This is a genomic window from Ralstonia pickettii (genome assembly GCF_016466415.2).
GTDB lineage: Bacteria > Pseudomonadota > Gammaproteobacteria > Burkholderiales > Burkholderiaceae > Ralstonia > Ralstonia pickettii.
The window spans coordinates 469,023-495,028 of sequence record NZ_CP066772.2 but is presented as its reverse complement, the minus strand read 5'-3'; the positions used below and the strand labels follow the sequence as shown (position 1 = coordinate 495,028).

Sequence of the window (26,006 nt, the reverse complement as noted above, 5' to 3'; positions counted from 1 at the left end):
GCGCCGACAATGGATTTCGACAATGCACGAATACCGCATCCCCGCAGGCGGGGCGTACCCGTTTCTGCGCGATGTGTGGAGCAAAGTCAGGCGGACGGTAGGGCCAGCTTGCGGGCTGCGTCAACGATGCTGGCGGCGAGGTCGGCGTCGCGTGCGCGCACGGACGCGCTCGGCAGGGCCGCAAGCCCAAGCGCATGGGCAACGTCGGCAGCGGCTTCGCCGGTGGCAAGCCGCTCGCGCAAATGCGCACCGCGTACGCTGCGTAGCGAGGCATTCGCAAGGCGCACGGCTGCGTCGGCGTGGCCGATGGCGCGGGCATATTCAGCGGCTTCGCCCAGCATAGCCTTGACGATGAGCAGCAGCTGCGAACGCGAGGCGATGCCCTTGCGCTCGCCGAAGTCGCGGCGCAGGGCAGGTGAGTCGATGATGGTGCCGTCCGCGCGTCGCGGCGAGCGCTTGCGCACCGACAGCAGCAGCGGTGTGGCTTCGTTCGGCAGCGGCAGTGGCGACAGGCCGAAGGCCGTGCGGTACTCACGCAGGGCAGACATCAACGCATCGCATGGCAGCCAGCGCTGCGCGCGGCCCGTGCCGACCGCCAGCAGCCAGACCGATGACGGGAGCTGTGCGCCGGTTGTTGCATGCGAGGCCGGCACGGCATGCAGCGCCACATCGCCCATGCGGGCAAACATCAACTCAGATACGCGCATGCCCGCCTGCGCAAGAAGCACGGCGAGGAAGTGGTCGCGCGCTTGGCGCAAGCGCGCTTCACGGCCCAACGCGACACGCGCACGTACGGCATCGATCATCAATGCCATGTCAGATGCGCATAGTGCGGGGTCTGGTTCCGATGCTGTGACGGGCCTGGCTGCGGGCGCGCTGGGCGCCGGCACGGTAAGAACGAGCGCGTCGTCATCGAGAAACGGGTTCGCGCGCAGATAGCCCGTGCGCTGCAACCAACCGCAGAGGTTGGCGGCGATGATGCTGCTTTGCCGCGCGGAACGTGCAGAGAGCGGACCGCGCAGCGGCGTCCAGTTGGCATCGTCACGTTCGGTGCCGCGCGCGCTGACCGCCCATGCAGGCGGTTCTTGCAAAAAGCGCAGGTAGGCCGATGCGTCGTCACGCTGCCAGCTTGCAATCGGCTTACCGACTGTACGCGCATACCAGCACACGCGCTCGGCTTCCACACGGTACTGCGACAGCGTGGAGGCACCTACCGCGCGTGCGCCCGAAGCCCGCGCCGCAAGCCACGCCTGCACGCGTTCGCGTTCTTGCGCGAATACCTGCAGAGCGGCCTGGGAAGCGGCGTTGTCGGGACGAGGCGCGGCGTTGGCGGGGCGCGGTTCGGGCATGCGAAGCGGGTGTGGCGCACACAGAAAACACAGATCGCGCAAGTATAGCGATCCGTACTCGCGGACGGTCCCACGGGCCGATTGGAGGAACACTTCAAGCCCAACGGGCACGCGCCATGCTCAATGCGGGAACGTCGCTTCGTATGTCGGACGCATCCGACAGAACGATCGGAACCGGTTCGATAGGCGCGCCGAATGTGCGCGCTTATCTTCGGCTTCACGTCGACAACAACGACCATGGGCGCGCGATGCATGCGGGCCGATTCATGAAAAGACTCTCCTTCCGAGGTGCAAGATGAGGATACAGATCAGAAAGATCGCCGCCGTGTTGGCGCTGGGTTCGTTAGGTGTATTGGCGGGATGCGGTGGCGGTGACAATGACATCGGGCAGATCATCGGCACCAGCGCGCCGCAGTACCGCACGGTGCACGCCAACCCGTTCATCGGCAACGTCGATTTCGGGGTGAACGGCACCACGAAAACCTCCAATGTCGCGTTCAAGAGCGTCAGCAACTACTTTGGCATCGACGCGACGGCCAGCACCGCCACGGTGTCGAACACGGGCAGCAGTACCCCGTTGGCCTCGACCGGATTCACTCCGGCCAACGGCCACCGCTATACGGCGCTGGCCCTCGTAGGCGCCAACGGTTCGGCCACGAGCCTGGCCCTCATCGACGACCCGTACAACAAGTCGATCCTGTCGGACAAGGCGCGCGTGCGTGCCTTCAACGCTTCGTACAACGCCCCCAACGTCGACGTCTACGTGACCGCGCCGAACGTGGATCTTTCAGCCATTGCGCCGACCATGAGCGGTGCCGGTTACGGCGGCGCGTCGCCGGCCAGCACGCAGGATTCGATCTACGTCGATGGCGGCACGTACCAGGTGCGGGTGGCGACGGCCGGGACGAAGAACATCATCTTCACCTCGCAACCGTTCAGCCTGGCCAACAACGCCGACTGGCTGATCACCACGCTGCCGGCCGGGGGCGTCGGTGCGGTGACGCCGAATGCGATTCGCGTGTTGGTGGCCCAGGCCAACGGTGCCTCGCAGACGGCGTCTGAATTGCCCTCGCAGTAACTTCGCTCCACGCCCTATGATGCGGTGCTGCGGCACCGTTTTTTTTTGGGCGGCGAGGGCGGGAATGAAAACTGCTAAGAAGGGCGCAATGAGTGAATCCGTAACGGGCTGGTCGGCACCCGTGCGCGCAGCGCGCGAGACGTGTGCTGCACCGGCCGCCAGGAAGCAGGTGGATGTGTTCTGGGTAGACGATCCGTTGACGGGAACGCGTCTGCACGTGAGCGCCGGGGCGCAAACGTGGGGCGTGCAGCCCGATTCTTTGTGCGGTATCCGGGACCGCTGGCTCGTCCATGTGCATCCGGATGACCATGTCGCGCTGCGTGCTGCTTGGGAGGGTTTAGCACGGGGGCGGGAGTTTGCCCTCGAATACCGCTGGCTCGGCACCGACGACGGCCAAACGCGCGAATACCGCGTTCGCGAACGCGGCTACCTCCTGCCACGCCTCGACGGTGCGTCCGCCCATGCCGTGGGCGTGGTCGAAGACGTGACGCAGGGCCAGCAGACCCTGGCTGCACTCACCGAGTCGGAATTCCAGTTGCAATGGCTCACTGAAAGCGTGCCGTTTCCGCTCGTGCAGATCGACCCCGAGCACCGCGTGCGCTTTGCCAACCGCGCCTACGCGCAGCGCTTGGGCTTTCGGCACGAAGACGTGCTGGGCCGACATTTGCGCGATCTGATGGGCGAAGCAGCGTATGCGCGTGTCCTGTCGCACCTGAACGACGCATTCGCGGGGCAGCGCGTCGAGTTTGAAATGGAGTTGCAGTATCGGGCCGATGTTGGCCGTCGCTTCGTGCACGCCGCGTACTCGCCGCAGCATGGCCCGGACGGCAAGGTACAGGCGCTCGTTTGCGTGGTGGAAGACATCACCGAGCGCAAGGAGGCCGAGCACGAGCGCTTTCGCCATCAGCGCGAATTCGTCACGCTGGTCGAGAACGCGCCCGACGTGATCGCGCGGCTCGATCGCGAATTGCGCTGCATGTATGTCAACCGCGCGGTCACCGAAGCCTTTGGCGTGACGCCTGCCGTGATGATTGGCAAGACGCTGGCGGCATCGCCGCTCGCCACCGAGGTCACGCGCCCGCTGGAGGACGCCGCCCGCCACGCGTTCGCCGTGGGCGCAGAACAGACGCTTGCCTTGCATCTGGACGTGCTCGACGGACGTCCGCGCATTGCGCACTACAACGCGCGCGTGATTCCGGAAGCCGATCGGAATGGCGCGATGGAATCGGCGCTGCTCATCATTTACGACGTGACCGAACGCACCGAGGCCGAGCGCGAGCGCGATGCGCTGCTGCTGCGCGAACAAGCCGCGCGTGCGCAGGCAGAAGCCGCGGCGCGGGCGCGCGATCAGTTCCTGGCGGTGGTGTCGCACGAGCTGCGTTCGCCGCTCAATGGCATCCAGAACTGGGCGTATGTATTGGAGAGCCAGATCGCCGGCGGTGCGCCGCTCATGCAGCGTGCGCTCGCGGGCATCAAGACGGGCGTCGAGCAGCAGGTACGCCTGATCGAAGACCTGCTGGACGCAACACGCGTGATGAGCGGGAAGCTGCGGTTGACGCGTGAACCGTTCGTGCTGCGCACGGCGCTGGAACGCGCGCTCAACAGCGTGCACGCGCTGGCCGCCGAACGCCACATCGCCCTGCACACCACCATCGACCTGGACGATCACGAAATTGACGGCGATGCCGATCGTGTCGAGCAGATCGTGTGGAACCTGCTGACCAACGCCATCAAGTTCACGCAGGAAGGCGGTGATGTCTGGCTGTCTGCCGATCTGTTGGGCGAGGTGGCGCGCATTGTCGTACGCGATAACGGCCGCGGGATTGCGCCGGCGTTCTTGCCGTATCTGTTCGATCCATTCCGCCAGGCCGACGGCGCGCACACGCGGCGCACGGGTGGACTGGGGCTTGGGCTCGCGTTGGTCAAGCGCCTGACCGAGTTGCACGGCGGGCGCGTGTATGCGCGCAGTGAGGGCGACCAGCATGGCGCTGCCTTTACCGTGTACCTGCCGCTGCATGCCGGCGCCGATCTGATCACGCCGCTGGCTGAAGACCCCGAACGCAGCGGGCCACTGCCTTCACTGGCGGGCCTGCGCGTGCTGCTGGTTGACGACCAGCAGGATGCGCGCGACGCGCTGGCGACATTGCTCACGCAGGTCGGTGCGGAGGTCGGCAGCGTGGGCTCCGGGCACGAGACGATGGCGCTGCTCGACCTCTGGGGCGCACGGGGTGAAGCAGGCCTCCCGCAGGCGGTGGTGTGCGACATCGCGCTGCCCGATGAAGACGGCTACGCGATCCTGCAGAGAATTCGTGCTTGGGAACACGAACACCTGCCCACCGGCGCGACACCGATGGTGGCCATCGCGCTGACCGCCTTTGCGCAGCCGCACGATCGCGCTCAGGCGCTGGCCACCGGTTTTCAGGAACACCTGATCAAGCCTGTGTCGCCGTACGATCTGGTGCGTACGTTGCGGATGCTGGCGATGCCTGCTGCTTCCGTGTCATAGCCCGCCAGGGCACGACTTTTGCGCAGAGGACGGAGAACCGCATTCTCTGCCATGCCAGCCGAACCGACCCCACCCACCACGCCGCTGGAACCCTTGCACGGTAGCCTGCTCGACGGGCTGCGGCAGCCGGCTTGGCGCGTGGCGATGGTGCTGGTGGCCATTGGCGGCACCTTGGTGTTTCTGCAGTGGGCGCGAGCGTTCCTGGTGCCGGTTACGCTGGGGGTGGTGCTCGCGTTTGCGTTGAATCCGGTGGTGGTGTGGCTGCGGCGCTGCTATGTCCCGCGCCCCCTAGCCGCGGGCATCGTGGTGTTGGGCTTGTGGATTGCCGGTGCGATGCTGGTCTTCGGAATGCAAGACGGCGTGTCGGCCATGGCGGACCGGTTGCCCGTTGCGGCGGAGCGCATGGCGCAAGCCGTCGACGGTATGCGCGGGCACATGGGCGGCGCGTTCGACAAGATGCGCGATGTGACCGTCGCGCTCGAGCATGCCGCCGAAGGCGTGCAGGGCAAGCCGGCACCAGCACCTGCCAAGCGTTCGCCCGCGACCCCGGTTTCCGCCGAGCCAGCTGCCGCGCAGCCGGTGCTGCCGCTGCGCGAGTTTCTATGGACAGGCTCCGCCAGCCTCTTCGCGCTGGCGGGGCAACTCGTCGTGGTCTCGTTTCTCGTCTACTTCCTGCTCGCTTCGGGCCAGGCACTCAAGCGCAAATGGGTGCGTGCAGTGGGCAACACATTGAGCGAGAAGAAGCGCGCGGTGCGCATGATGGCGGTGATCGGCACGCAGATTCAGTATTCGCTGCTGGTGCTGTTTGCCACCAACATCATGCTGGGTGTACTGACCACGGTGGCCTTTGTGCTGCTCGGCATGGAAGACGCGGCGGTCTGGGGTCTGGCGACCGCTGTGCTGCATTTCGTGCCGTATCTCGGTTCGGTGGTGATTGCCGTGGCCAGCGGCATTGGCGCATACCTGCAGATGGGCGCGTGGTCGGATGCGCTTGTCGTGGCAGGCGTTACGCTGCTGCTGGCCACGCTGGTCGGCACGCTGCTCGTGACGTGGCTGCAGAGCCGGGCGTCCAAGCTCGACCCGTGTGTGGTCTACATCGGCCTGCTGCTGTGGGGCTGGCTGTGGGGCCTGTGGGGCTTGCTGCTTGGGACGTCGATCACGGCGATGATCAAGGTGGTGTGTGATCACGTCGACCGACTGCGCCCGCTTGGTACGCTGCTCGGCACCACCGATGCGCCGGCCGGCGTGTCGCAGCGGCTGCTGGACCGACTGCGCGGCCGTTCCACACGGCGCCTGGAACGCGTGCACCGCCCCCGCTGATTGCCTCTCCATCACCTGGCGCAGCAAGCGTTACAAGCGCGCATGTAACCCTTACGCAATGATCACGCCGCGACGCCGGCACATGCATGGTTAATCCGCACCGTCTGCACCGCGTGGTTGTGCAGCAGCGGTGCAGGTCTTGCACCTTGCATGATGTGGGCGTGCGCTGTGGGCACGTCGGTTGCGGTGCGCAAGGCACAACCAGATCACGTCCGCAGGAGGGCGCCATGAACCGACTACGCCCCACCTTACGTAGCCCGCATCAGCGCGGCGAACGGCCGGCAGGCATGACACCGCTGCGTGCGCCAGGCGCAGGCCGAAATGCTGAAAACATCGAAAAGATGCTCGGCAAGCCGGAGCAAGGCAAGCCGGAGTCGGGCTCGGCAGATCGGCTGCCGCACGAGCGCGACCAGCACCTTGAAGAGCAACGTTCCGCACCGCGCAGCGATGTGGAGCAGGCCGCGCGCGACATCGAAAGCGGCCAGCTCGACACCGATCTGCACAACACCCCGGGCGTGGAGCGCGTCGTGCGCGAACGCCAGGCGGCCAATCGCGACGACAGCGATCGCCAAGTCGCCAATCGCAGCGCAGATGACCTTGCCCACAAGCGAGGCCAGACGGGCGGCCCTTCGCACAGCCGCGACGAGCACAAGGGTTGACCGGCGCATGCGCATCGCTTATGTGACCGAAACCTGGCCGCCGGAACTCAATGGCGTGTCGCTCACTGCCGCGCGCACCGTGGCGTTTCTGCAGGCGCGCGGGCATGACGTGATGGTGGTGCGCCCGCGCCAACGTGCCATCGACGCCGGCAAGGCCGCGTTGGCGGACGACACGCTGCGCGTTCCTGGCGTGCCGATTCCGCTGTATCCGGATTTGCGCATGGGGCTGCCCGCGCGCCGGCGCCTGCTTCGCGCGTGGGCCGCCTATCGGCCCGACCTTGTGCATGTCGCCACGGAAGGGCCGCTCGGCTGGTCAGCCATTCGCGCCGCGCGGCAACTCGGTTTGCCGGTGACGTCGGATTTCAGAACGCGCTTTGACGAATACGGCCGCCACTATGCGTGGGAGGGCGCCGTGACGCTGGTGCGCGCGTATCTCCGTGCCTTTCACAACCGCACCGACCGCACGTTCGTTCCCACACGCGAATTGCAGCGGCAGTTGAGCGAACTCGATTTTGCGCGCCTGACCGTCAGCACACGCGGCGTCGATGCACACCAATTCACGCCGCAAGCCCGCAGCGACGCATTGCGCGCGCAGTGGGGCGCCAATGCCGATACGCCGGTCGTGCTCACGGTTGGCCGTCTGGCGTTGGAAAAGAACCTCGGTGTCGCGCTCGATGCGTTTCATGCGGTGCGCAAGCGCGTGCCCCGCGCACGCCTCGTCATGGTGGGCGATGGCCCGCAGCGCAACGCACTGCGCAGGCACTGTCCCGATGCCATCTTTGGCGGAACGCAGCATGGCGAGGCACTGGCCGCGCACTATGCATCGGCTGACGTGTTTCTCTTTCCGAGTTTGACCGAGACCTTCGGTAACGTGGTGGTCGAGGCGATGGCCAGCGGTTTGCCCGTGGTCGCGTTCGATACCGCAGCGGCCGGCATGCTCGTGCGCAGCCAGGAGAACGGCTGGCTCGCGCCCGTCGGTGATACCGCGTCCTTCACGCAGGCGGCCGTCGCGCTCGCCACCGATGCCGGCTTGCGGCAACGCCTCGGCAGGCAGCGCGGCTGACGGCGCAGGGCCTGGATTGGCCGCGCGTGCTCGAACGCTTTGAAGCCGCGCTCATTGCCGTGCGCGACGCTGCCACCAACGGGTAGGCCTACCATGGCGATCCACGCCTGGCCTGACTGGAAGCGCTGGCGCGAGCGCGATCGGCAGCTCGCCGTGGCGCTCAACCACGTGGCGGGCAATGCCTCGGCCATGCGCTTCTATCGTAGTGTCAGCCGCCTTGGTGACGGCATGCTCTGGTATGCATTGATGGCCGCGCTGCCGGTCGTGGGCGGTGAGGCCGGCTGGGAATGCGCCAAGCAGATGGGGCTCACGGGGCTGCTCTCGCTCATCATCTACATCCTGCTCAAGCGCGGCGTATGCCGCCCGCGGCCCTATCTTTCCTGCGACGAAATCCACCTGTGCGGGCGCGTGCTGGATCAGTTCAGTTTTCCGTCGGGCCACACGCTGCACGCGGTGTCGTTCAGCATCGTGATGGCGGCGTACTACCCGCGCATGGCGCTCGCGCTCGTGCCGTTTACGCTGGTGGTCGCTGTCTCTCGCGTCGTACTGGGCCTGCACTATCCGAGCGACGTGCTCGCGGGCGCGGGGCTTGGGATGCTGATCGGCGGGATGTCGGTGTGGCTGTTTTAGCGCGCGTGATCAGTACGACGTTTGCGCTTGCCCGGTGACGGTCGTCTCCGGGCCGCCCATCCAGGCCTGTGCGAGGACCTGTGCAAAGCCATTCTTGGTCACGGGCGTGCGCGTCTCAAGGCATGCAGCGAGCAGTTCCTGCCAATGGCGAATGACGTCGGGATGTGCTGCGTCAACCGGGTGCAGGCCCAGACGCAGCAGAGGTGCCTCGGCATGCCGCTGCGCGAGCCAGCGCAAGTAGTAGCGTGACACCAGCCGGCGTGCCGGCGAGCGAACGCTGTACGTCAGACACGGTGCCTTGAGCGGCCGGCGCGGGTGCAGCAGGTAGAAGCGTTGCAGCGTGGTGGTGTAGCGCAGGGGCAGGCCGTCGAGCGCCTCCCAGGTGGCCGGGTTCATCAACCAGGCCGGTGCGACAAAGCCATGCAGCGGCCAGCCATTGGCGGCGAACCACGCCGCACCCGCTTGGATGCGCGCACGCGCTGCGGCCAGCGGAATCGCAGAGAACTCCCCTTCACCAGCGGTATAGCGCGTGCGGATCAGTTGATCGATCAGGCCGCCCGGAGGCTGGTCGTCCAGGTGGGCATAGCCGTGCAGCACAAGTTCATCGCCTTCGGCCAGGCATTCGCTCATGACGCGGCAGAAGCGCTCGCTCTGGCGGGCTGTCGGGCCGCGATAGAAGTTCGGAATGACGAGGAGCGACTTGGGTACGCGCGCCACCTCATCCAACGCTGAGAGCAAGACCTTGCACGCAGGCCAGTTGGCGGGCGTGACATCGTGCATGGCGAGAATGAGATAGCGCGACATGATAGTCAACCGGGCAAGTGGGGTCTGGGCTAACGGCTACGCAATGCGCGCACACGCTCGCGCGCCGGTTCGAATGTTTCTGCGGCGGCGCTGGCTTGCCGGCCGAGCAGCGCCAGATAGCGGCGCAACAGTTGCGGCAGCACGGCCCGCCAGTCGTACTGCATTGCATGGCGGCGCGCGGCGTGCGCGAGCGCTACCGGATCCCGTTGGCGCAGCGCGTCGAGCGCTTGCGCAAAATCATCCGCGACGCAACGTGGCACGGCGTAGCCCACGTGCTCGTCCACCAGCTCGCTCAGCCCTCCGGCCGCGCACGTCACGACCGGCACCCCACTGGCCATCGCTTCCAACGCGACGAGGCCGAATGTTTCCTGATCGCCTGCATGCACGAAAACATCGACACTGGCCATGGCGGCGGCCAGGTGCTGCGCATCGCCTTCATAAGCGAGCGCGCGCACGTTCTTGCCGCGCGGAGGGGTCGGGCCCGAGCCGATGGTGACGAGCACGCTTCCGTCGTCGAGCTTGTCTACCGCGTCGCAGAGCACGTGCAGGTTTTTCTCCGGCGCATAGCGGCCGACGTAGAGGAGCACGCGGGCATCTCGCGGCAGGCCCAACTGTTCGCGCCAGCGCAGCGAGCGCCGTGCGGGGTGGAAAAGGCGCGAGTCCACGCCCAGCGGTTGCAGCTCAATGCGCTGCACGCCCAGGTCGGCCACCTTCTGCGCGATGTAGCGGCTCGGCACGAACACCGCGTCGAAGTGCGGATACAGCTTGCGGGCGTACGCCGCTGCGGCCAGTTCCGCGGGTGGGCCGCCCAGCCGGCGGAAGAACGCAGGCAGATCGGAGTGGTAGAACGCCGCCACCGGCACCTGCAGTCGCGCGCCGGCATGCACCGCCGCCCACGACAGCCGATAGGGGTCCCCGGCTTCAATCAGGTCCGGCGACAACGCACAGAGAGCACGCACTGCTGGTCCGGTGCGCAGCGGAATGCGATAGCCGTGCGAAAGCGGCAGCGGCACGCCGGGCACCACGGCGATCTCGTTGCTGGCGTCGTCTGCCGTGCCGGGTACAACCAACGTGTGCCGCCAGTGCGTGGAGCGCAGGAAGTCGTGCTTGGCCCGCAGGTAGCGTTTGACGCCACCGCTTTCCGCCGCCCAGAACATCGTGACGTCCGCCAGATGCAACCCGGCGGCCGTGGCATCGCCGTCGTGGCGATGCGGGTAGTCATCGGTGGGCAGCTTGCGCACGGTGATCAGACCTGGCGCCGCATTTCGGCGGGTGCAATGCGCATGAGGCCGCGGTACTTGGCGACCGTGCGGCGCGCAACGATCACGCCCTGCTCAGCCAGCATCTTGGCGAGCGACACATCGGAGAGCGGCGCGTCCGCGTCTTCGGCTTCGATCATCTCCTTGAGCAGCGCCCGCACCGAGGCGGCCGAGCATGCACCGCCAGTGTCCGTCGCCAGTTGGCGCGAGAAGAAGTACTTGAACTCGAAGATGCCGCGCGGCGTCGCCATGTACTTGTTGCCCGTGGCGCGCGAGATGGTCGATTCGTGCAGGCCAAGTTCTTCGGCCACATCGCGCAGCACCAGCGGCTTCATGGCCACCTCGCCGTATTCCAGAAAATGCTTCTGGTGCGCGACGATCGCCTCGGCTACGCGCTGGATGGTGGCAAAGCGCTGCTGCGCGTTGCGGATCAGCCAGCGCGCTTCCTGAAGCTGATGTGCCAGCGGGGTGCGATGGTGGCCGCGGGTCTGCGCAAAAAGCTCCGCGTAGACCTTGTTGATGCGCGCGCATGGCGCAACCGACGGGTTTGTCAGCGCAATCCACTTGCCCTTGATCTTCGTGACGATCACGTCCGGCACGATGTAGCCGGCATGCGCCTGCGAGAAGCGCAGCCCCGGGCGCGGGTCGAGCATGCGGATCAGCGCGCAGGCATCGCGCAACTCTTCTTCCGTACACCCCAGCGCACGACGCATTTGCGTGAATTCGCGCTTGGCCAGACGCGGCAGGTGGCTGCGCACGATGTCTTGTGCGATCTCCTGGATCCGCTCTTCGGCTTCGGTGTCCGCGGGGCGCGCTTCGATCTGCAGGCGCAGGCACTCCGCCAGATCGCGTGCGGCCACGCCCGGCGGGTCCAGGCTCTGCACGAGCGCCAGGGCAATCTGCATTTCCTTCTCGGTTGGGGGCGGCTCCACCGGTGCCAGCGGGATCAACTCGGAGAGCAGTTGGCGCAGGTAACCGTCGTCGTCCAGCGCTTCGATCAGCGTCTGCGCGAGGAGGCAGTCGCGCTCAGACAGGCGATAGCTGCGCAGCTCCTGGTGCAGATGCTCGCGCAGGCTCGGCGTGGAATGTACCCATTCGCCGATGTCGCTGTCTTCACCGTCGCCGTGGTGGGCGCCGCCGTGGCTGTAATAGGTGCTAAAGTCGGTGGGAAAGTCTTCCGATGCGGCCAGCGTCGCGTCGGTTTCGATGGCGCTGGTGGTGGTTTCCAGCGGGGCGTCGTCTACAGGCGCGTGGTCGGCCGCGACGCCCTCCAGGTCGGTAGAAATGGCAATGTCGCTGGTGCGCGCGACATCGGGGTGCGCACCCGCTTCTTGCTCGACTTCTTCCAGGAACGGATTGCTTGCGAGCGCTTCTTGCATTTCCTGCGCAAATTCGGTTGCAGACAACTGCAGCAGCTTGACGGACTGCTGCAGTCGCGGGGTTAGCGCGAGATGCTGCTTCGCACGCATTTCCAGAGCGGCCTTAACCATTCGCCTTGCCTCCTTTGGTGAGTGGACGTCGACATTTCCGCCGACACTTCACCGCTTCGATGCAAAGGGTATGCCATGTCAACAAACCCAGTCACCACAAGGCTTTGTGGGTGGCTGGCACGCCGTTTCTACATGGTCATGTCGTTTTTATATGCACAGTGTTGCCGGCACATGACAGCGCCGGCGTGGGGCACGCGCTGCGTCGGCCTAGGCAGACGGGTGGCACCGCAGGTACATGCGTTGCTGCGGTAGGAAGCGGGAGACGCGCCGCAGTGCGCTTCCATTGCCTTCTTATCAAGCACCACTTCCCAGGAGAAACCACATGCGAACACGTTTCCTGACCGCTGCGCTCGCCAGCGTCATCTTGAGCCTTGGTATGGGTACCGCCATAGCCCAGACGACCAACGCGCCGGTCGACAACCAGGAATCCAGCAACCCGACCAAGGCGCCGGGCAAGCGTACCGACCCGCCGTCGACGACGGCAGACCGCACGGCCAATACACCGATGGCCGGCAGCGAAGCGGCACCTGCGGCGGGCGGCAGCGATACCAGCAAGCCGATGCACAAGAAGCATCGCAGCCACAAGAAGTCCGGGTCTACCGTGCCGGGCGGTACGAACAGCGCGGGCGACATGTCGCACTCCGGCGTGCAGGCTGGCGGCAATGACGCCGCCACGACGACCGGTAATTCCTACCCCGGCAGTTCCAAGCAAGGTCAGTAACGTTGAAAGGAAAGGGCTCGCCATGCCGATGACACTCACCACCGCCGTCCGCACGGGCCCGCGCGCCCGCGCGGAAACCGAACCCGCACCACGCCGCCGGACGCCGGAACCGCAGGAACGCCGCCGCCACGAGCATCCCGGCGAGCGCGCGCACGCGCATCCGCGCTAGCACGTCAGCGCGGATGCAGCGGGTACAACAGGGGCGAAGGCGGTGCAGCGCTGAGAAGCGCCGCCGTCAGGCCGCCATGGCGGCGGCCGCGGTGCTTTGGTAGAGGTCGAGGCGGTTGTACAGCGTCTTCAGGCTGACGCCGAGCGTCTTGGCAGCCTGGCGCTTATCACCGTGAAAATGCTCCAGCGTGGCCATGATCATCGCCCGTTGCGCATCTGCCAGTGTCACCCCCACCGACAGGCTCAGCACACCTTCCTTCACCGTCGGACGCGCCGGGCCGCGCGTCTGTGCGAGCGGCGTGGCCAGCTCGACGGTTTTCTCGCCGAGGATATAGCCGCGGTGCACAGCATTGCGCAACTCCCGCACATTGCCCGGCCAGGTTTGGGTGCGCAGCGTCGCCAGGGCCTGACGCGAGAACACCTTGTCGGTCTGGTGCGCGGCATTGAACTGGGCGAGAAAATGCAAGGCCAACTCTTCGATGTCGTCGCCGCGGTCGCGCAGCGGCGGCACATGCAGCGGCACCACCGCCAGGCGGTACATCAGATCTTCACGGAAGGCCCCATCGCTGACCGCTTCAAGCAGGTTGCGGTTGGTGGCAGCGATGATGCGTGCGCGTGTCTGGATCGGCTCGGTGCCACCCACCCGCATGAATACGCCGGTTTCCAGCACGCGTAGCAGCTTCACCTGCATCTCGACCGGCATCTCGGTGATTTCATCGAGGAAGATCGTGCCGCCGCAGGCATGTTCGAAATACCCGATATGACGCTGGGAAGCGCCCGTAAAACTGCCCTTCTCGTGGCCGAACAATTCCGACTCGATCAGGTTGGGCGAGATGGCGCCGCAGTTCACGGCGATGAAGGCCTGGTCTGCGCGCGGGCTCATGTCATGCACCGTGCGCGCGATCAACTCCTTGCCGGTACCCGATTCGCCCATGATGAGCACGGTGGCAAGCGTGCCGGACACCTTGCCGATCTGATCGTACAGCGCGCGCATCACCGGCGAGCGGCCGTAGAGGTGGCCGAAATCCGGATCCGCAACAGGTTGGACAGAAGGCGTTTCGACATCGGCCGGTGCACGCTCGGCGTCGTCAAAGTCGGCCAGGGCGGGGGGATAGCTCAGGCGCCCGGCGGTCACTGCACGTTCGTCGGCGAAGGCTTCGCTCAAGGACATGGCTCCCTCGTGGTTGATCGCGACGGGGACGTCCTGGCGAGCGGCTGCATCTTCAGCGATGCAGTCTCCGGAAGGCTGGGTACGTCGTCATCCCGTCACATTGTGTTGAAAAGTTGAGCCATTATCAGGGCCGCACAAGCGCGTTGTATGTCGGGCATGCGCTGACGTTTCTTCCATCCTGTCGGTCAAACGCTGACAAGAAACGGGCCCGAGACGCAGATGCCGCGCGGGTTTCACATGGCCATGCGACGTACGGTGACCATTTCCGCCCGCAGGTGGCGAAGCGCTGGCCTTCTCAACTATGCTGACTTCTGCGTAGTTCCAGCGGTCCGCCCTGGAGTGATGTATTCGATCCATTTCTTGCACGCGTGCGTGTAAAAATTACCAGCGTCCATATCGTCGACGTGGGTGTGCCCGTGCGATGTCCGGGGGTGTATTAGATGGAATACTTTTTGCAGCTGCCGCCGGTTCTGCTGCCAAGCGTACCGTTGCGCCATGCATGACCGCCGGCACCTGCCGGCTCATCCAACCACATTGAGATGCCACATATCCTGATTGTCGAAGACGATGCCAACGCACGCGCTGCTCTGGGCGAGCTGGTGGGTGCCGAGGGCTTCACCACCGCGCTGGCCGGGTCGCTGCGCGATGCGCGCATTCAGATGTCGCGTCACAGCCCCGATGCCGTGTTGATCGATCTTGTCCTGCCTGACGGCAACGGCATGGACCTGATGGAAGACATCCCGTCGCACTCGGGTACCGAGATCATCGTCATGACGGGGCATGCCAGCGTGGAAACCGCCGTCGAGGCGCTGCGCATGGGGGCGGCCGACTACCTCGTCAAGCCGGTCAACTTCCAACGGTTGAAATCCGTACTGGCGCGCATTCCGCGCCCCGGCGATCTCAAAGCGGAAATCGGCAACCTGCGCGGCGAGCTGCGGCGCCTGGGCCTGTTCGGCCAGATGCTCGGCAACTCGACGGCGATGCAGACGCTGTATGACCAGGTCAGCCGCGTCGCGCCCACCGAGGCGACTGTGCTGCTGATCGGCGAGTCGGGTACCGGGAAGGAGTTGGCCGCCCAGACCATTCACGACCTCAGCCTGCGCCGCAAGCAACCGTTCCTGCCGGTCAACTGCGGCGCCATCTCGCCCAACCTGATCGAGTCGGAAATGTTTGGCCACGAGCGTGGCAGCTTCACCGGCGCGGACCGCCAGCACAAGGGCTACTTCGAACGCGCCAACGGCGGCACGCTGTTCCTCGATGAAATTACCGAGATGCCGATCGAACTGCAGGTCAAACTGCTGCGCGTGCTGGAAACCGGCGTGTTCATGCGCGTGGGCACCAACCGCGAGATCGATTCCGATGTGCGCGTGATTGCCGCCACCAACCGCGACCCCGAAGAAGCCGTGGCAGACGGCAAGCTGCGCGCCGACCTGTATCACCGCCTGAACGTGTTTCCGCTGCAACTGCCGCCGCTGCGCGAGCGCGGCAAGGATGTCGAACTGCTGGCCCAGCATTTCCTCGACCAGCTCAACGCGCAGAGCAATACCAAGAAGGCATTCCTGCCGCCGGCCATGGAGACGCTGCGCGGCTATCACTGGCCGGGCAATGTGCGCGAACTGCGCAATTACGTGCAACGCGCGTACATCCTGTCGGACGAAGCCGGCATCGATACCGCGAACGTGCCGCTGCAGGTGTCGAGCACGCAGACCTCGTCCGGTTCCACGCTGACGATTCCGGTTGGCACATCGCTGGCAAGCGCCGACAAGAAGATCATTCTTGCCACGCTGGAGCAGTGCGGGGGTGTGAAAAAGCGGGCGGCTGAGCTGCTTGGTATCAGCCTGAAGACGCTTTACAACCGGCTGGAGGAATACGGCAGCAGCTCTGCCGAGGACGTTGGCGAGGGCAATAACACCAGCAACAGTGCGGGCTCCGGCCGCGCGCATGCCACCGAGGCATAACCGGAGTTCCTGGCGCGGTACGCGGCTTGCTGATCCCGTGGGGTATCCGCCCCATGGCGGCAAGCTCACTCAACTGCACAGGAGGTCACCATGCTGCGTTATGCAGTCATCTTTTTCATCATCGCCCTGATTGCGGCCGTGCTCGGGTTTGGCGGCATCGCTGCCGGCGCAGCGAGCATCGCCAAGATTCTGTTCATGATTTTCGTGGTGCTGTTTGTGGTCAGCCTCATCTGGGGCCTGGTCGCGGGCAGAGGATGACGCCGGGATGATGCGCACAGCTTTCAACCCGGCTCTCACGACGCCATGCAACTCCAGGAGCGCTGACTGATGGAACCGTCTCAAACCAATCCTTTCCCCAAATCCGATGCCAACGGCAACCTCATCCGCAGCGACGTGGAGCAGGCCGCCGAGCGTGTGAAGGCGACCACGGCGCAGGCCATCGATCGCACCGCGGACGCTGCGGCTTCCGCGCTCGACGAAGCGGCTGCCAAGCGCGAGCAGTTGCGCGCTTCCCAGCAGCGGCTGATGAGCAACGCGGCCGAATGCATGCATTCGTATCCGCTCGCGACGATCGGCCTGGCGTTCGGTGCCGGCTTTCTGATCAGCCGGTTGCTGGGGCGCAGCAACGATTGAGGGCGAAAGCCTTCCTTCATGGCGGCCACGGTGGCGTGCTTGCGCGCGCGCCGTGCGCTGACTAGGCTCGAGGTCCAGGCCGGCACTGCGCCGGCCGCGTCGCTTTGTAAGGAACATCCATGCGCCTGGCTGCCTGCTTCGACCGCGCCCTGCTCAAGCGATCTGCCCAGGTGCTGATCGGGGCAGTGCAGCAATGGTCTGCGCATCGCGCCGCGAGCAAGGGCGCTGCGTTGTCGTTCTACACGCTGTTCTCGATGGCACCGGTGCTGGTGCTTGTCATCTCGATCGCGGGCTTGTTCTTCGGTGAACAGGCCGCCCGGGGTGAAATCTTCGGGCAGATCGAAGGATTGGTAGGCGCGCAGGGCGCGTCTGCAGTGGAAGCCGTGCTTGCCGCGACCCGGCGCTCCGGCAGTGGCCTATTCGCGGCAGTCACAGCGGTCGTGCTGTTGCTGGCGGGCGCCACGACCGCGTTCTCCGAACTCAAAGACAGCCTCGACGAGCTTTGGGAAGTGCCCTCGCGCCAGCAGCCCGGCATGTGGGGCTTGCTGCGTTCACGCCTTCTGTCATTCAGCTTGATCCTGGTGTTGGCGTTTCTGCTGCTGGTGTCGCTCACCGTCAACGCGGCGTTGGCGGTGGTGGAGCGTTTCTGGGGCGCGCTGTGGTCCGGCTCGACGTCAAGCATTGCGCTGGCTGCGGCCCAGGTGCTGTCGTCGGCGTTTTCATTTGCGGTCGTGGCACTGTTGTTCGGCACCATCTTCAAAATGCTGCCGGAAACGCGCGTGGCGTGGCGCGACGTCGCCCTGGGCGCGGTGGTGACGGCGCTGCTCTTCACACTTGGCAAGCACCTCATCGGCCTGTATCTCGGCAACAGCGCCGTCGCATCGTCGTACGGAGCGGCGGGCTCGGTGGTGGCGCTGATGCTGTGGATTTACTACTCGGCGCAGATCTTCTTCTTTGGCGCGCTCGTCACGCGGCAATATGCGCTGCAGTTCGGCAGCCGGCAGTACGAAGCCGCTGGCCGGGCCCGCGCCGCCTCGCAGGCGGCGTTGCTCAACCCGACGCTGGCGGCCAACCTGTCTAATGGAACAACAACCACAGGCGGCAGCGCCAGCGCCCCACGCGACGGGCGCTGACACGCCCGCTCAGCGCTCAATCCCGCGTCAACTGCTCCAGCAGCATCCCCGCCACAAAAGCGAGGCCGATCGTAATGACCGGATGCTGACGCACGGAGCCGCTCGCCTGCTCCGAGACATTCGCATGCAGGTTCTTCAACTGTTCAGTGCGTCTGTCGAATTGCGTAAGCGCGGTGGAAAGGACGCTCGCGAGCCGGTCGATCCCCTCCGCCGTCGCATCTTTCACGCGCTGCGCGGTGTGGTCGATCTGCGGATGCAGCGTGGTGACGGTCGCACCGTGGGCGCCGTTCGTGCCGTTTGTGCCATTGCTACCGGGCGACTTCGGGTTCAGTTCGGTCATCTGGGCCTCCTGAGCTGGGTAACGTCACTCTCGTAGCAAGCAACCGTCATGCCCCAGACGTTGCGCGATGCCAAAAGAAAAGGGCCACGACTGTGGCCCTCGACACGGTGAGGAACTGCGCGGCTAGCCGACCGTCACCACGGTCTTGCGCACGGCCCAGATTTCAGCTTGCAGGGCGAGTGCGGCGAGTGCCTGCAGGCTGTCCTGCGGCAGGGCCTTGATCCGTTTGCGGCGATTGGCGGCACGCTGCTGACGCGCCGCGCGCACGCTTTGCTCGTCGAGTTGCCACGCCTTGCGGGTGGTCTCGATGATGCGTTGCACTGCCGGATCGACAGGGATTCGACTACGCACGATGTTGGACTCCTTGCTTCTTTGCTTCTTCAAATATCGCGGCGTACCCAAAGGCGGGTTTCGCGACGGACTCCACAATACGGGAGCTTCATGACAACTTCGATAACACCGGCTCCGAAAGGGTTGTCAGTGCATTCCCACAACGGGTTGGTCTCGTCCGTCCGGGGGACGGTTCCTAGGGAGTTTCCCGCGCTTGCGGCCCGGGTCAGTTGATCCTAAGCCGGGGCGCCGATCGCGTACAATCTCGGCTGCCCCGGATTGACAACGCCGTTCGGGCAGTCCATCGGCCGCCGGGATACCCGCCAGCCAGCGCACCGACCACGTGCGCAACCATCCGCATTTTTCACTCCTTCCCTTTCGGTTTTTGCCCGTGAGTACGCTGCAGCAGGAGATCCGGCGCCGCCGGACGTTCGCCATCATTGCCCACCCGGACGCGGGTAAAACCACCCTGACCGAGAAGCTGCTGTGGTTCGGCGGCGCCATCCAGATGGCCGGCGCCGTGCGCGCACGTAAAGCCAACCGCCACGCCACCTCCGACTGGATGGAGATGGAAAAGCAGCGCGGCATCTCCGTCACGTCCTCGGTGATGCAATTCCCGTACCGGAACGAAGGCGGCGACTACATCGTCAACCTGCTCGACACCCCGGGCCACGAAGACTTCTCGGAAGACACGTACCGCACGCTCACGGCCGTCGACTCCGCGGTGATGGTGATCGACTCCGTCAACGGCGTGGAAGCGCAGACCATCAAGCTGCTCAACGTCTGCCGGCTGCGCAGCACGCCCATCCTCACGTTCATCAACAAGCTCGACCGCGAAGGCCGTGCGCCCATCGAGCTGCTCGATGAAATCGAAAGCGTGCTGCAGATCCAGTGCGCGCCGATGACGTGGCCCATCGGCATGGGCAAGTCGTTCAAGGGCGTATATCACCTGGTGAACGACACGGTGCAGCTGTTCGACCCGAACGCCGACAGCGAGAAGGGCGCCACTGCCGGGTTGATCCAGGGTCTGGATAACCCGGAGCTGGATCGCGTGCTGGGCTCGCAAGCGGAAGAACTGCGCATCGACATCGAACTCGTGCGCGGCGCATCGCACACGTTCGACAAAGAGGCGTTCCTGGCCGGCAAGCAATGCCCGGTGTATTTCGGTTCGGCAGTGAACAACTTCGGCGTGCAGTCGCTGCTCGATGCACTGGTCGACCAGTCGCCCGAGCCGCTGGCGCGACCCACCGAAACCCGCGAAGTCAAGCCGATGGAAGAGAAGTTCACCGGCTTCGTCTTCAAGATCCAGGCCAACATGGACCCGAAGCACCGTGACCGCATCGCGTTTGTGCGCGTGTGCTCGGGCCGCTTCGAGCGCGGCATGAAGCTGCTGCAGGTGTCGACCGGCAAGACGGTCGCCATCAACAACGCCATCACGTTCATGGCGCAGGACCGCAACACCACGGAAGAGGCCTTCGCCGGCGACATCATCGGCGTGCCCAACCACGGCACGATCCGCTTGGGTGATGCCTTCACGGAAGGCGAGGCGCTCAAGTTCACGGGCATCCCGTCGTTTGCGCCGGAGTTCTTCCGTCGCGCGCGCCTGAACAATCCGCTGCGTCTGAAGCAGTTGCAGAAGGGTTTGCAGCAACTGGCCGAAGAAGGCGCCACGCAGATGTTCCGTCCGCTGGCGTCGAACGACCTGGTATTGGGCGCCGTCGGTATCCTGCAGTTCGACGTGGTGGCGCACCGCCTGGAGCACGAGTACGGCGTCGATGCCATCTTCGAACCGCACGAGTGCTCCACGGCTCGCTGGCTGCGCGGCAAGCAGGAAGATATCGACAAGCTGATCGACAAGGCCGGCCACAACGTGGCCCTGGATGGTGCGGGCGACTACGTGTACCTGGCACCGAGCCAGGTGAACCTGCGCCTGACGCAGGAGCGCTTTCCGGACATCCAGTTCATGGAAACACGGGAAATCGTCTAAGCGGCGAGCAGCCAAAAAAAACGGGGCCATGTGCCCCGTTTTTTATTGATCCGTTCTGCGCGACACCGGGCAAACCGCTTCAAGCTGGCGGGCACCGGTGTCGGCGTTTCGCGGTGAGAGCTGCAGAAGCTGCAGAGGCTGCGGGTCTGCGCCGGTCACTTTGACCGTGATTGGGGTGCCTGTATGGAACAACGCGTAGAAGCGCGCCCGCGACTTCACGTCACCCACGGCATACGCTTCCATGTCGGACACTTCAAGGCGCGCCGGGATCGCTAAACGAAGAGGGCCGGAAGCGAATTGGATGCGGAGGGCTGTTCCGTTGTGCTCCGATTGCCCACTCGTGGATACCGCAACGGAGAGCCGCTCGTACTCGCAGTTGGCGTAAAAGCTCAGGCCTTCGGTTTCGTAGCCGCCGTAAGTCAATGACTGTGCGACGTAGTACCAGCTTGCGAGTTCTTCTTCGGCGGTTTCCGTGGTGGCCGCCAACGCGGAGGTGGCGAACAAGGTGGCGATGGCGGCAATGCACAGGACGCGCAATTCGGGACCTCTCACGAGCGATGAAATGTGGCGCGCAACGATGCCGGAATGCCGCTGAAAAGTCCATGACCCAGATAATTCAAAGGCCGTCCCCGCGGCGCTGTCGCTGTATCCGCACCCGCACCGCATCCCGCCCGGCGCCTGCATCCAGCACCGCACCGTCCGCAAACACACCTTGCGCCAGACGCGCCAGCGTGCCGCCGCCCGGCACCTCCACCGCCATGCGTGCGCCGCGTTCCAGCGCATGCCGCAGCGTGTCATGCCACAACACCGGTCGCGCCATGTTCCACGCCAGGTCTTCAACGATGAGGTTCGCGCGGAATAGCGCCCGCGCGCGACTGCTGCTGACGTAGGTGAGTTGCGGCGCGTGGGCCGTGACCTTTGCGGCAGCGGTCGCCAACTCGCCGGCCTGTGCGCCAAGCAGCGGGCAGTGCGACGGCACTGCCATGCACAGCCGCGTTGCCGTGGATGCGCCCGCCGCTTGCGCGCGCGCCATGACTTGCGTGAGCGCCGCATCGCTGCCCGCCACGACAATCTGCCGTTCCGCGTTCAGGTTGGCGACATAGGCTGGCGTGGCCGCCGAGTTGACCTGCGCAACGATGGCGGCGACTTCGGGTTCGGTCAGCCCCGCCGTGACGGCCATGCCGTAGCCGCTTGGATACGCGTCTTCCATCAGTTGGCCCCGCAGGCGGACCAAGCGCAGTGCATCGGAGAAATCAAGCACGCTCGCCACGACCGCCGCAGGCCACGCGCCAATGGACAGGCCCGCCACCATGTCCGGCCCTGCGTCCTGCCGAGCCAGCGTGCGAGCCACGGCCACGCCTGCAATCAAGAGACAAAGCTGTACGGCCACCGTCGACCGCAACGCCTCTGCGGTGTCGAGCGTGAGCGGATCGACGCCGAGCACGTCGCCGGCTTCGGTCAACGTCTGCGCAACGGCCGGGTCACCAGGCAGCGCATGCAGCATGCCCGCGCGCTGGCTGCCCTGCCCGGGAAACATGAACAGGATGCTCATGCCGCGTCGCTCCATGGGTCTGCGACGAGCCGGGGGCCGTGGTCGGTCTTGAGCAACGTTTGATGCGGCGACGCCAGCCAATCGCGTAACGCGAAGCCGCCGCAGCCGGTGTCGATCTGCAAATCGACCCGGCACTCGGTATCGCTGAACAGGCGGACGAGCTGATCGCGTTGCGCAGTCGACGGGGCACGCGGCATGCGCACGACGAGATCGAGATCGCTGTCCGCATGCAGCACCGGCAAGCCGCTGGCGAGCGCAAAGCCGGCGCCGCCCGTCGGCCCCCACGCCCAGCCGAGTGCATTGAGGCCGGGCGCCAGCGCGCGCAAGGTGCGCAGCGCCGCGAATGGCGCGTCGTGTGCGATGGAGGTCGCTTGGGCCGCCAGCGCCTCGGGCGAGACCACACGCGTGATCCTGTTGGCGGCTACCGTTGCTGCGCAGCGTTCATGCCGCGCGCCGCCGCGCAGGCCGACCGGCACGGAACCATCGGTGCCGCGCGGTGCGCGTCGCACCACGACAGGCGCCCCTTGCCGGCACGCCGTGATGGCCCAGTCCGGCAAGGGCGCGCCATCCGTCGCCACGGGTGTCTCAGATACCCACAGCAGATCGTGCGCACGCAGCAGCGTGGTTGTCATCGCAGCAGCGCTTGTGTGGCCAGGAACAGGATCGATGGCCCGAGCAGGCAACCGAGACCTGTATGGAACGTCGCCACCAGCGAGCCGTACGGCACCAGGCGTCGGTCGGTAGCCGCCAGACCTGCCGACACCCCGCTGACCGTACCCGCCAACCCGCCGAACACCATGGCCGCGCGCGGGTTGTTCAGACCGAGCGCCTTGGCCGCGAACGGCGTGCCGACCATCACCAGGATCGCCTTGACGAGGCCCGTCGCAATCGACAGCGCCATCACATCGGAGGTGGCGCCGAGCGCCGCTCCGGTGACCGGCCCGACGATGTACGTGACGGCACCCGCGCCGATGGTGGTGACGCTCACCGGATCGGTGTAACCGAAGGCATAGGCAACGCAGGCGCCGACGATGAACGGCAGCACCGTTCCCAGCAGCAGCGAGATGGCGCCGATCATGCCGGCCTTGCGCGCCTCGGTCACCTGCACTTCGAAAGCCGTGGCCACGATCGCGAAGTCGCGCAGCATGGCCCCGCCCATCAGACCGATCCCGCCGAACAGTTTCAGGTCGGCCAGGCCACGCTCGCCGCCGGTCTGCATGCCGCCCCAATAGGCGAGCACCAGCCCGATCATGATGGCGATGGCCGAGCCGTGCACGCGCCCGAACGTCAGCTTCTTGGACACCCACATCGACAGACCCATGACGATGCCGACCAGCGCGAACGCCGCGACCAGCCCGTTGTGCTGCAGAACTTTCTCTAGCATTGACAGCATGGTGCGGCTCCTTAGGCGCGGGCTTGTTCGGTTTCAGGCAGTGGCGGCAGCGGTTGTCGGTTTTCTGCTTTGCCTGTGCGGTTGATAACCGCGATGCAGGCACCGCACACGATCACCGCGCCGATGGCACCGAGCAACGCAACGGGACCGCCGCGCAGTGCCGTGACGACGTTCTGCGTGGCTGCCATGGCCACCACCACGGGGATGTACATCGCGCCCCAGAACGAGACGCCTGCCTCTGTAGCGGCAGGCATCAAGCCGCGCTTGTGCAGGTAGAGCCGCGCGAAGATGAGCAGCAGCATGGCGATGCCCACGCCGCCCACGTTCGCCTTCACGCCGATGGCCTGGCCGAGTAGATCGCCCAGGAAGAGGCCGGCTATGTGGCATAGCGCTAGCAGGGTTGTACCGTAGATGATCACGTCTTTGTCTCCTGAAGGAACGGCGATGGGTCGCCTGTTGTGGTGTTTGGGTGATCGAGGGTTGAAGACTGGTCGTTTTTGCGTTGATTGCGTTGGTGGTGTATCCCTTGTTTCATCCCCTGCCGGGGCTGACTTACTTTCTTTGTCTTGCCAAAGAAAGTAAGCAAAGAAAGGCGCGCCCGATGTGGCGAAAGACTCCTTGAATTTCCGTGACCGTGCGGGGAAGGAGGCAAACTCGCTGCGCTCAGACAGCCTCCTTCCTTTTTCCGCCCGCTCACAAAAATTCAAGGCGCCGCATAGGGCAGGGTGCGGCCACACCATCTGGTGCTTTAGGTTCGCGCCGTGATGTGTCTCCTATTTGTTATGCGCCTTCTGGCTGCGCGTTCCATTGCTCGCGCAGGCGTTTGCGTACCTCTGAGGACGCACTGCGCAGCGGTGCGCCCAGGCGGCTTTCCAGGCCGCGTGATGGGTCGGCTGTGATGTCGGCCAGTGCTGCGGCGAGTGCGGTCTGCACGGTGTCGACGTCGCCTGCATCTGGCGCGTCGGCAGACTTCACCTTCAGCAGTTTCCACAGCAAACCGAGCGACGCGAAGCTGGCGATGTCGTATGCCATGGGCGGAATCTCTTGCGCGAGGCGTTCCAGGTCGGCCACGGAGCGTAGCGTTACGCGCGCGGCTGCGGCCTTGCCCATCGCGTGCACCATCACGTCGGCATCGTCCAGGGCGAGCAGGCGATTGGCCTGGTAGCCGTGCGCGAGCAATGCGCCCGACATGGCGCGACCGACGATGAGGCCGATGACGGGGTGGCCGGCCAAGCGTGCGGCAGCGTAGGCGTCCGCCGCTGCAGCCAGCGCGAGGTGGATGCCGTAGGCCTCCTCGCGGCGGCCGTAGGCTTGGCTTGCCACATCGATGACGGCGACGATGGCGCGCTTCTTTTCCTGCCCTGCATCGGCACGCATGGCATCGCGCACGGCACGCGCAAGCTGCCAGCCTTCGACGAGGCCGACTTCACCGTTGCGTGCGCGGGGGAAGCGGTTCTCGGCATCGGGCACGACGGCGATGTAGCGAGCCGGCTGACCCGCGAGCGCGGCATCGACGACTTGCAGCGTGCTGCCGTAACCCGGCACCGGTGTGCCGACGGCGAGCGCGCGCATCCAGGTCGCGCCGCGCGTGGAAAGTTCGTTCTGGCTCATGCGACGTCCTTTGCGTAGTGCGCGCGCACATCTTCTGCGGTGGCTTGGCGCGACGTGTCGACAGCGGCAAGTTGGGCGAGGTAGTGGTCGATCTGCTCGCTGCGCTGGCGCGCGGGTGCGCCGGCACGCAGCCACTCGATCACCTGCGCGCGGATCGTGACGGAATCGTCTTCGATGCAGACATCGGCCAAGCCGGTGGCGGCGCGTTGTTCGCCTCCGGTGAGGCTCCAGATGAAGGGGCGATCGCGCGAGTCGTATTCTTCAATGCCGGCTTCCTGCTCGATCACCTGCGGGCCGTTCAGGCCGAGGCGTGCTTCGCGCGTCATCAGCAGGTAGCTGCACAGGCCTGCAGCGATGCTCATGCCGCCAAAGCAGCCGACCACGCCTGCGGTGATGCCGATCACCGGCCCGTACTCGCGCAAAGCACGGATGCCTGCGTGGATTTCAGCAATGGCGGCCAGGCCCAGGTTGGCTTCCTGAAGCCGCACGCCGCCCGTTTCGAAGACGATGACGGCGCGTGTGGGAATACCGTTGCGGTTGTCTTCCACCGCCAGCTCCAGCGCGCCCGCAATCTTGGCGCCGGACACTTCGCCCATGCTGCCGCCCTGGAAGGCGCCTTCAATGGCGAGCACCACCGCGGGATGCCCGCCCAGCGTGCCGCGCGCCACCACGACGCCATCATCGGCCTGCGTGACGATGCCCTGACGCGGCAGCCACGGCGAGGTCAATTGTTCGAACGGGTCCAGCAGCTCACGGAAGGTGCCGGGGTCGAGCAGCGCAATCGCGCGTCGGCGCGCGTCGCGTTCGATAAAGCTGTCGCGTTCAATCGGGTTGCGTGACATGGCTTCTCC

Annotated in this window: 27 protein-coding genes; 13 read left to right on the top strand and 14 right to left on the bottom strand. The window is 65.6% G+C overall.

Translation table 11 applies throughout. The annotated features are described in order from the left end of the window. Positions 1-86: 86 nt before the first annotated feature. Entirely contained in the window at positions 87-1,349 is a 1,263-nt protein-coding gene (locus RP6297_RS18475) for an integrase (RefSeq protein ID WP_009240206.1), read from the bottom strand. Positions 1,350-1,644: 295 nt separating this feature from the next. On the opposite strand from RP6297_RS18475, the gene RP6297_RS18470 reads away from it, so the two are divergent. From RP6297_RS18470 to RP6297_RS18445, 6 genes are all read left to right on the top strand, one after another. Continuing rightward, positions 1,645-2,427: a DUF4397 domain-containing protein gene (locus RP6297_RS18470; protein WP_009240205.1), complete on the top strand. Its 783-nt coding sequence runs from the start codon at positions 1,645-1,647 to the stop codon at positions 2,425-2,427. Between the two features lie 88 nt (positions 2,428-2,515). Continuing rightward, the gene (locus tag RP6297_RS18465; RefSeq protein ID WP_009277045.1) at positions 2,516-4,933 is read left to right on the top strand and encodes a hybrid sensor histidine kinase/response regulator; all 2,418 of its coding nucleotides are present in this window, start codon (positions 2,516-2,518) and stop codon (positions 4,931-4,933) included. Between the two features lie 51 nt (positions 4,934-4,984). After that, on the top strand, positions 4,985-6,253 hold the full coding sequence (locus RP6297_RS18460) for an AI-2E family transporter (protein ID WP_009240203.1): 1,269 nt from the start codon (positions 4,985-4,987) through the stop codon (positions 6,251-6,253). A gap of 227 nt (positions 6,254-6,480) precedes the next feature. Further along, the gene (locus RP6297_RS18455; RefSeq protein ID WP_009240202.1) at positions 6,481-6,912 is read left to right on the top strand and encodes a hypothetical protein; all 432 of its coding nucleotides are present in this window, start codon (positions 6,481-6,483) and stop codon (positions 6,910-6,912) included. A 7-nt stretch (positions 6,913-6,919) separates the two neighbouring features. After that, positions 6,920-7,975, top strand: coding sequence for a glycosyltransferase family 4 protein (locus RP6297_RS18450; RefSeq protein WP_009240201.1), 1,056 nt, complete (start codon positions 6,920-6,922; stop codon positions 7,973-7,975). Positions 7,976-8,068: 93 nt separating this feature from the next. Beyond that, on the top strand, positions 8,069-8,605 hold the full coding sequence (locus tag RP6297_RS18445) for a phosphatase PAP2 family protein (RefSeq protein WP_009240200.1): 537 nt from the start codon (positions 8,069-8,071) through the stop codon (positions 8,603-8,605). Between the two features lie 9 nt (positions 8,606-8,614). Here RP6297_RS18445 and RP6297_RS18440 read toward each other — a convergent pair whose 3' ends face one another. The 3 genes from RP6297_RS18440 to RP6297_RS18430 are packed head-to-tail and all read right to left on the bottom strand — an operon-like array spanning position 8,615 to position 12,158. Further along, positions 8,615-9,409 carry a DUF2334 domain-containing protein gene (locus tag RP6297_RS18440; protein WP_009240199.1) on the bottom strand — a complete coding sequence of 265 codons (795 nt, stop codon included), beginning with the start codon at positions 9,407-9,409 and terminating at the stop codon, positions 8,615-8,617. 29 nt (positions 9,410-9,438) lie between these two features. Next, on the bottom strand, positions 9,439-10,650 hold the full coding sequence (locus RP6297_RS18435; RefSeq protein WP_009240198.1) for a glycosyltransferase: 1,212 nt from the start codon (positions 10,648-10,650) through the stop codon (positions 9,439-9,441). Positions 10,651-10,655: 5 nt separating this feature from the next. Beyond that, positions 10,656-12,158 carry an RNA polymerase factor sigma-54 gene (locus tag RP6297_RS18430; protein ID WP_009240197.1) on the bottom strand — a complete coding sequence of 501 codons (1,503 nt, stop codon included), beginning with the start codon at positions 12,156-12,158 and terminating at the stop codon, positions 10,656-10,658. Between the two features lie 322 nt (positions 12,159-12,480). Here RP6297_RS18430 and RP6297_RS18425 point away from each other — a divergent pair, with 322 nt between their 5' ends. Next, positions 12,481-12,879, top strand: coding sequence for a hypothetical protein (locus RP6297_RS18425; protein ID WP_009240196.1), 399 nt, complete (start codon positions 12,481-12,483; stop codon positions 12,877-12,879). Between the two features lie 22 nt (positions 12,880-12,901). Next, positions 12,902-13,048: a hypothetical protein gene (locus tag RP6297_RS18420; RefSeq protein ID WP_009240195.1), complete on the top strand. Its 147-nt coding sequence runs from the start codon at positions 12,902-12,904 to the stop codon at positions 13,046-13,048. Between the two features lie 66 nt (positions 13,049-13,114). Here RP6297_RS18420 and RP6297_RS18415 read toward each other — a convergent pair whose 3' ends face one another. Next, positions 13,115-14,218 carry a sigma-54 interaction domain-containing protein gene (locus tag RP6297_RS18415; RefSeq protein ID WP_009240194.1) on the bottom strand — a complete coding sequence of 368 codons (1,104 nt, stop codon included), beginning with the start codon at positions 14,216-14,218 and terminating at the stop codon, positions 13,115-13,117. A 539-nt stretch (positions 14,219-14,757) separates the two neighbouring features. On the opposite strand from RP6297_RS18415, the gene RP6297_RS18410 reads away from it, so the two are divergent. The 4 genes from RP6297_RS18410 (at position 14,758) to RP6297_RS18395 (ending at position 17,942) form a co-directional block, all read left to right on the top strand. Continuing rightward, positions 14,758-16,176 (top strand): sigma-54-dependent transcriptional regulator, encoded by a 1,419-nt coding sequence (locus tag RP6297_RS18410; protein ID WP_009240193.1) that lies wholly within the window; start codon positions 14,758-14,760, stop codon positions 16,174-16,176. 90 nt (positions 16,177-16,266) lie between these two features. After that, positions 16,267-16,434: a DUF1328 domain-containing protein gene (locus RP6297_RS18405; RefSeq protein ID WP_009240192.1), complete on the top strand. Its 168-nt coding sequence runs from the start codon at positions 16,267-16,269 to the stop codon at positions 16,432-16,434. 69 nt (positions 16,435-16,503) lie between these two features. After that, complete coding sequence (locus tag RP6297_RS18400; protein ID WP_009240191.1) at positions 16,504-16,809, top strand: hypothetical protein; 306 nt, start codon at positions 16,504-16,506, stop codon at positions 16,807-16,809. Between the two features lie 119 nt (positions 16,810-16,928). Next, entirely contained in the window at positions 16,929-17,942 is a 1,014-nt protein-coding gene (locus RP6297_RS18395; protein ID WP_009240190.1) for a YihY/virulence factor BrkB family protein, read from the top strand. Between the two features lie 16 nt (positions 17,943-17,958). On the opposite strand, the gene RP6297_RS18390 is transcribed toward RP6297_RS18395, so the two are convergent. Continuing rightward, entirely contained in the window at positions 17,959-18,282 is a 324-nt protein-coding gene (locus RP6297_RS18390) for a hypothetical protein (protein ID WP_009240189.1), read from the bottom strand. 123 nt (positions 18,283-18,405) lie between these two features. Beyond that, positions 18,406-18,633 (bottom strand): hypothetical protein, encoded by a 228-nt coding sequence (locus RP6297_RS18385; RefSeq protein ID WP_004632457.1) that lies wholly within the window; start codon positions 18,631-18,633, stop codon positions 18,406-18,408. A gap of 370 nt (positions 18,634-19,003) precedes the next feature. Between RP6297_RS18385 and RP6297_RS18380 the strand changes: the two genes are divergently transcribed. Further along, entirely contained in the window at positions 19,004-20,599 is a 1,596-nt protein-coding gene (locus tag RP6297_RS18380) for a peptide chain release factor 3 (protein WP_004632461.1), read from the top strand. 42 nt (positions 20,600-20,641) lie between these two features. Here RP6297_RS18380 and RP6297_RS18375 read toward each other — a convergent pair whose 3' ends face one another. From RP6297_RS18375 to RP6297_RS18345, 7 genes are all read right to left on the bottom strand, one after another. Beyond that, entirely contained in the window at positions 20,642-21,103 is a 462-nt protein-coding gene (locus RP6297_RS18375; RefSeq protein ID WP_223293315.1) for a hypothetical protein, read from the bottom strand. Positions 21,104-21,215: 112 nt separating this feature from the next. Next, on the bottom strand, positions 21,216-22,151 hold the full coding sequence (gene mdcH, locus RP6297_RS18370) for a malonate decarboxylase subunit epsilon (RefSeq protein WP_009240187.1): 936 nt from the start codon (positions 22,149-22,151) through the stop codon (positions 21,216-21,218). Continuing rightward, the gene (locus RP6297_RS18365) at positions 22,148-22,783 is read right to left on the bottom strand and encodes a malonate decarboxylase holo-ACP synthase (protein ID WP_009240186.1); all 636 of its coding nucleotides are present in this window, start codon (positions 22,781-22,783) and stop codon (positions 22,148-22,150) included. The genes mdcH and RP6297_RS18365 overlap by 4 nt, the downstream gene beginning before the upstream one ends. Continuing rightward, the gene (gene madM, locus RP6297_RS18360; RefSeq protein WP_009240185.1) at positions 22,780-23,544 is read right to left on the bottom strand and encodes a malonate transporter subunit MadM; all 765 of its coding nucleotides are present in this window, start codon (positions 23,542-23,544) and stop codon (positions 22,780-22,782) included. The genes RP6297_RS18365 and madM overlap by 4 nt, the downstream gene beginning before the upstream one ends. 11 nt (positions 23,545-23,555) lie before the next feature. After that, a complete protein-coding gene (gene madL, locus RP6297_RS18355) occupies positions 23,556-23,963 on the bottom strand; it encodes a malonate transporter subunit MadL (protein ID WP_009240184.1) in 408 nt (135 codons plus the stop codon). A gap of 361 nt (positions 23,964-24,324) precedes the next feature. Further along, entirely contained in the window at positions 24,325-25,155 is an 831-nt protein-coding gene (mdcE, locus tag RP6297_RS18350; RefSeq protein WP_009240183.1) for a biotin-independent malonate decarboxylase subunit gamma, read from the bottom strand. Beyond that, a complete protein-coding gene (locus RP6297_RS18345; protein ID WP_009240182.1) occupies positions 25,152-25,997 on the bottom strand; it encodes a biotin-independent malonate decarboxylase subunit beta in 846 nt (281 codons plus the stop codon). The genes mdcE and RP6297_RS18345 overlap by 4 nt, the downstream gene beginning before the upstream one ends. Positions 25,998-26,006: the final 9 nt, after the last annotated feature.

Bases quoted from the DNA above. Each gene is read 5' to 3' on its own strand.
- RP6297_RS18400 (WP_009240191.1), top strand. From the start codon at position 16,504: ATGGAACCGTCTCAAACCAATCCTTTCCCCAAATCCGATGCCAACGGC.
- RP6297_RS18345 (WP_009240182.1), bottom strand. From the start codon at position 25,997: ATGTCACGCAACCCGATTGAACGCGACAGCTTTATCGAACGCGACGCG.
- madM (WP_009240185.1), bottom strand. From the start codon at position 23,544: ATGCTGTCAATGCTAGAGAAAGTTCTGCAGCACAACGGGCTGGTCGCG.
- RP6297_RS18395 (WP_009240190.1), top strand. From the start codon at position 16,929: ATGCGCCTGGCTGCCTGCTTCGACCGCGCCCTGCTCAAGCGATCTGCC.
- RP6297_RS18365 (WP_009240186.1), bottom strand. From the start codon at position 22,783: ATGACAACCACGCTGCTGCGTGCGCACGATCTGCTGTGGGTATCTGAG.
- RP6297_RS18460 (WP_009240203.1), top strand. From the start codon at position 4,985: ATGCCAGCCGAACCGACCCCACCCACCACGCCGCTGGAACCCTTGCAC.
- RP6297_RS18440 (WP_009240199.1), bottom strand. From the start codon at position 9,409: ATGTCGCGCTATCTCATTCTCGCCATGCACGATGTCACGCCCGCCAAC.
- RP6297_RS18465 (WP_009277045.1), top strand. From the start codon at position 2,516: ATGAGTGAATCCGTAACGGGCTGGTCGGCACCCGTGCGCGCAGCGCGC.
- RP6297_RS18475 (WP_009240206.1), bottom strand. From the start codon at position 1,349: ATGCCCGAACCGCGCCCCGCCAACGCCGCGCCTCGTCCCGACAACGCC.
- RP6297_RS18415 (WP_009240194.1), bottom strand. From the start codon at position 14,218: ATGTCCTTGAGCGAAGCCTTCGCCGACGAACGTGCAGTGACCGCCGGG.
- RP6297_RS18445 (WP_009240200.1), top strand. From the start codon at position 8,069: ATGGCGATCCACGCCTGGCCTGACTGGAAGCGCTGGCGCGAGCGCGAT.
- RP6297_RS18420 (WP_009240195.1), top strand. From the start codon at position 12,902: ATGCCGATGACACTCACCACCGCCGTCCGCACGGGCCCGCGCGCCCGC.
- RP6297_RS18405 (WP_009240192.1), top strand. From the start codon at position 16,267: ATGCTGCGTTATGCAGTCATCTTTTTCATCATCGCCCTGATTGCGGCC.
- RP6297_RS18455 (WP_009240202.1), top strand. From the start codon at position 6,481: ATGAACCGACTACGCCCCACCTTACGTAGCCCGCATCAGCGCGGCGAA.
- RP6297_RS18410 (WP_009240193.1), top strand. From the start codon at position 14,758: ATGCCACATATCCTGATTGTCGAAGACGATGCCAACGCACGCGCTGCT.
- RP6297_RS18390 (WP_009240189.1), bottom strand. From the start codon at position 18,282: ATGACCGAACTGAACCCGAAGTCGCCCGGTAGCAATGGCACAAACGGC.
- RP6297_RS18450 (WP_009240201.1), top strand. From the start codon at position 6,920: ATGCGCATCGCTTATGTGACCGAAACCTGGCCGCCGGAACTCAATGGC.
- RP6297_RS18430 (WP_009240197.1), bottom strand. From the start codon at position 12,158: ATGGTTAAGGCCGCTCTGGAAATGCGTGCGAAGCAGCATCTCGCGCTA.
- RP6297_RS18425 (WP_009240196.1), top strand. From the start codon at position 12,481: ATGCGAACACGTTTCCTGACCGCTGCGCTCGCCAGCGTCATCTTGAGC.
- RP6297_RS18470 (WP_009240205.1), top strand. From the start codon at position 1,645: ATGAGGATACAGATCAGAAAGATCGCCGCCGTGTTGGCGCTGGGTTCG.
- mdcE (WP_009240183.1), bottom strand. From the start codon at position 25,155: ATGAGCCAGAACGAACTTTCCACGCGCGGCGCGACCTGGATGCGCGCG.
- mdcH (WP_009240187.1), bottom strand. From the start codon at position 22,151: ATGAGCATCCTGTTCATGTTTCCCGGGCAGGGCAGCCAGCGCGCGGGC.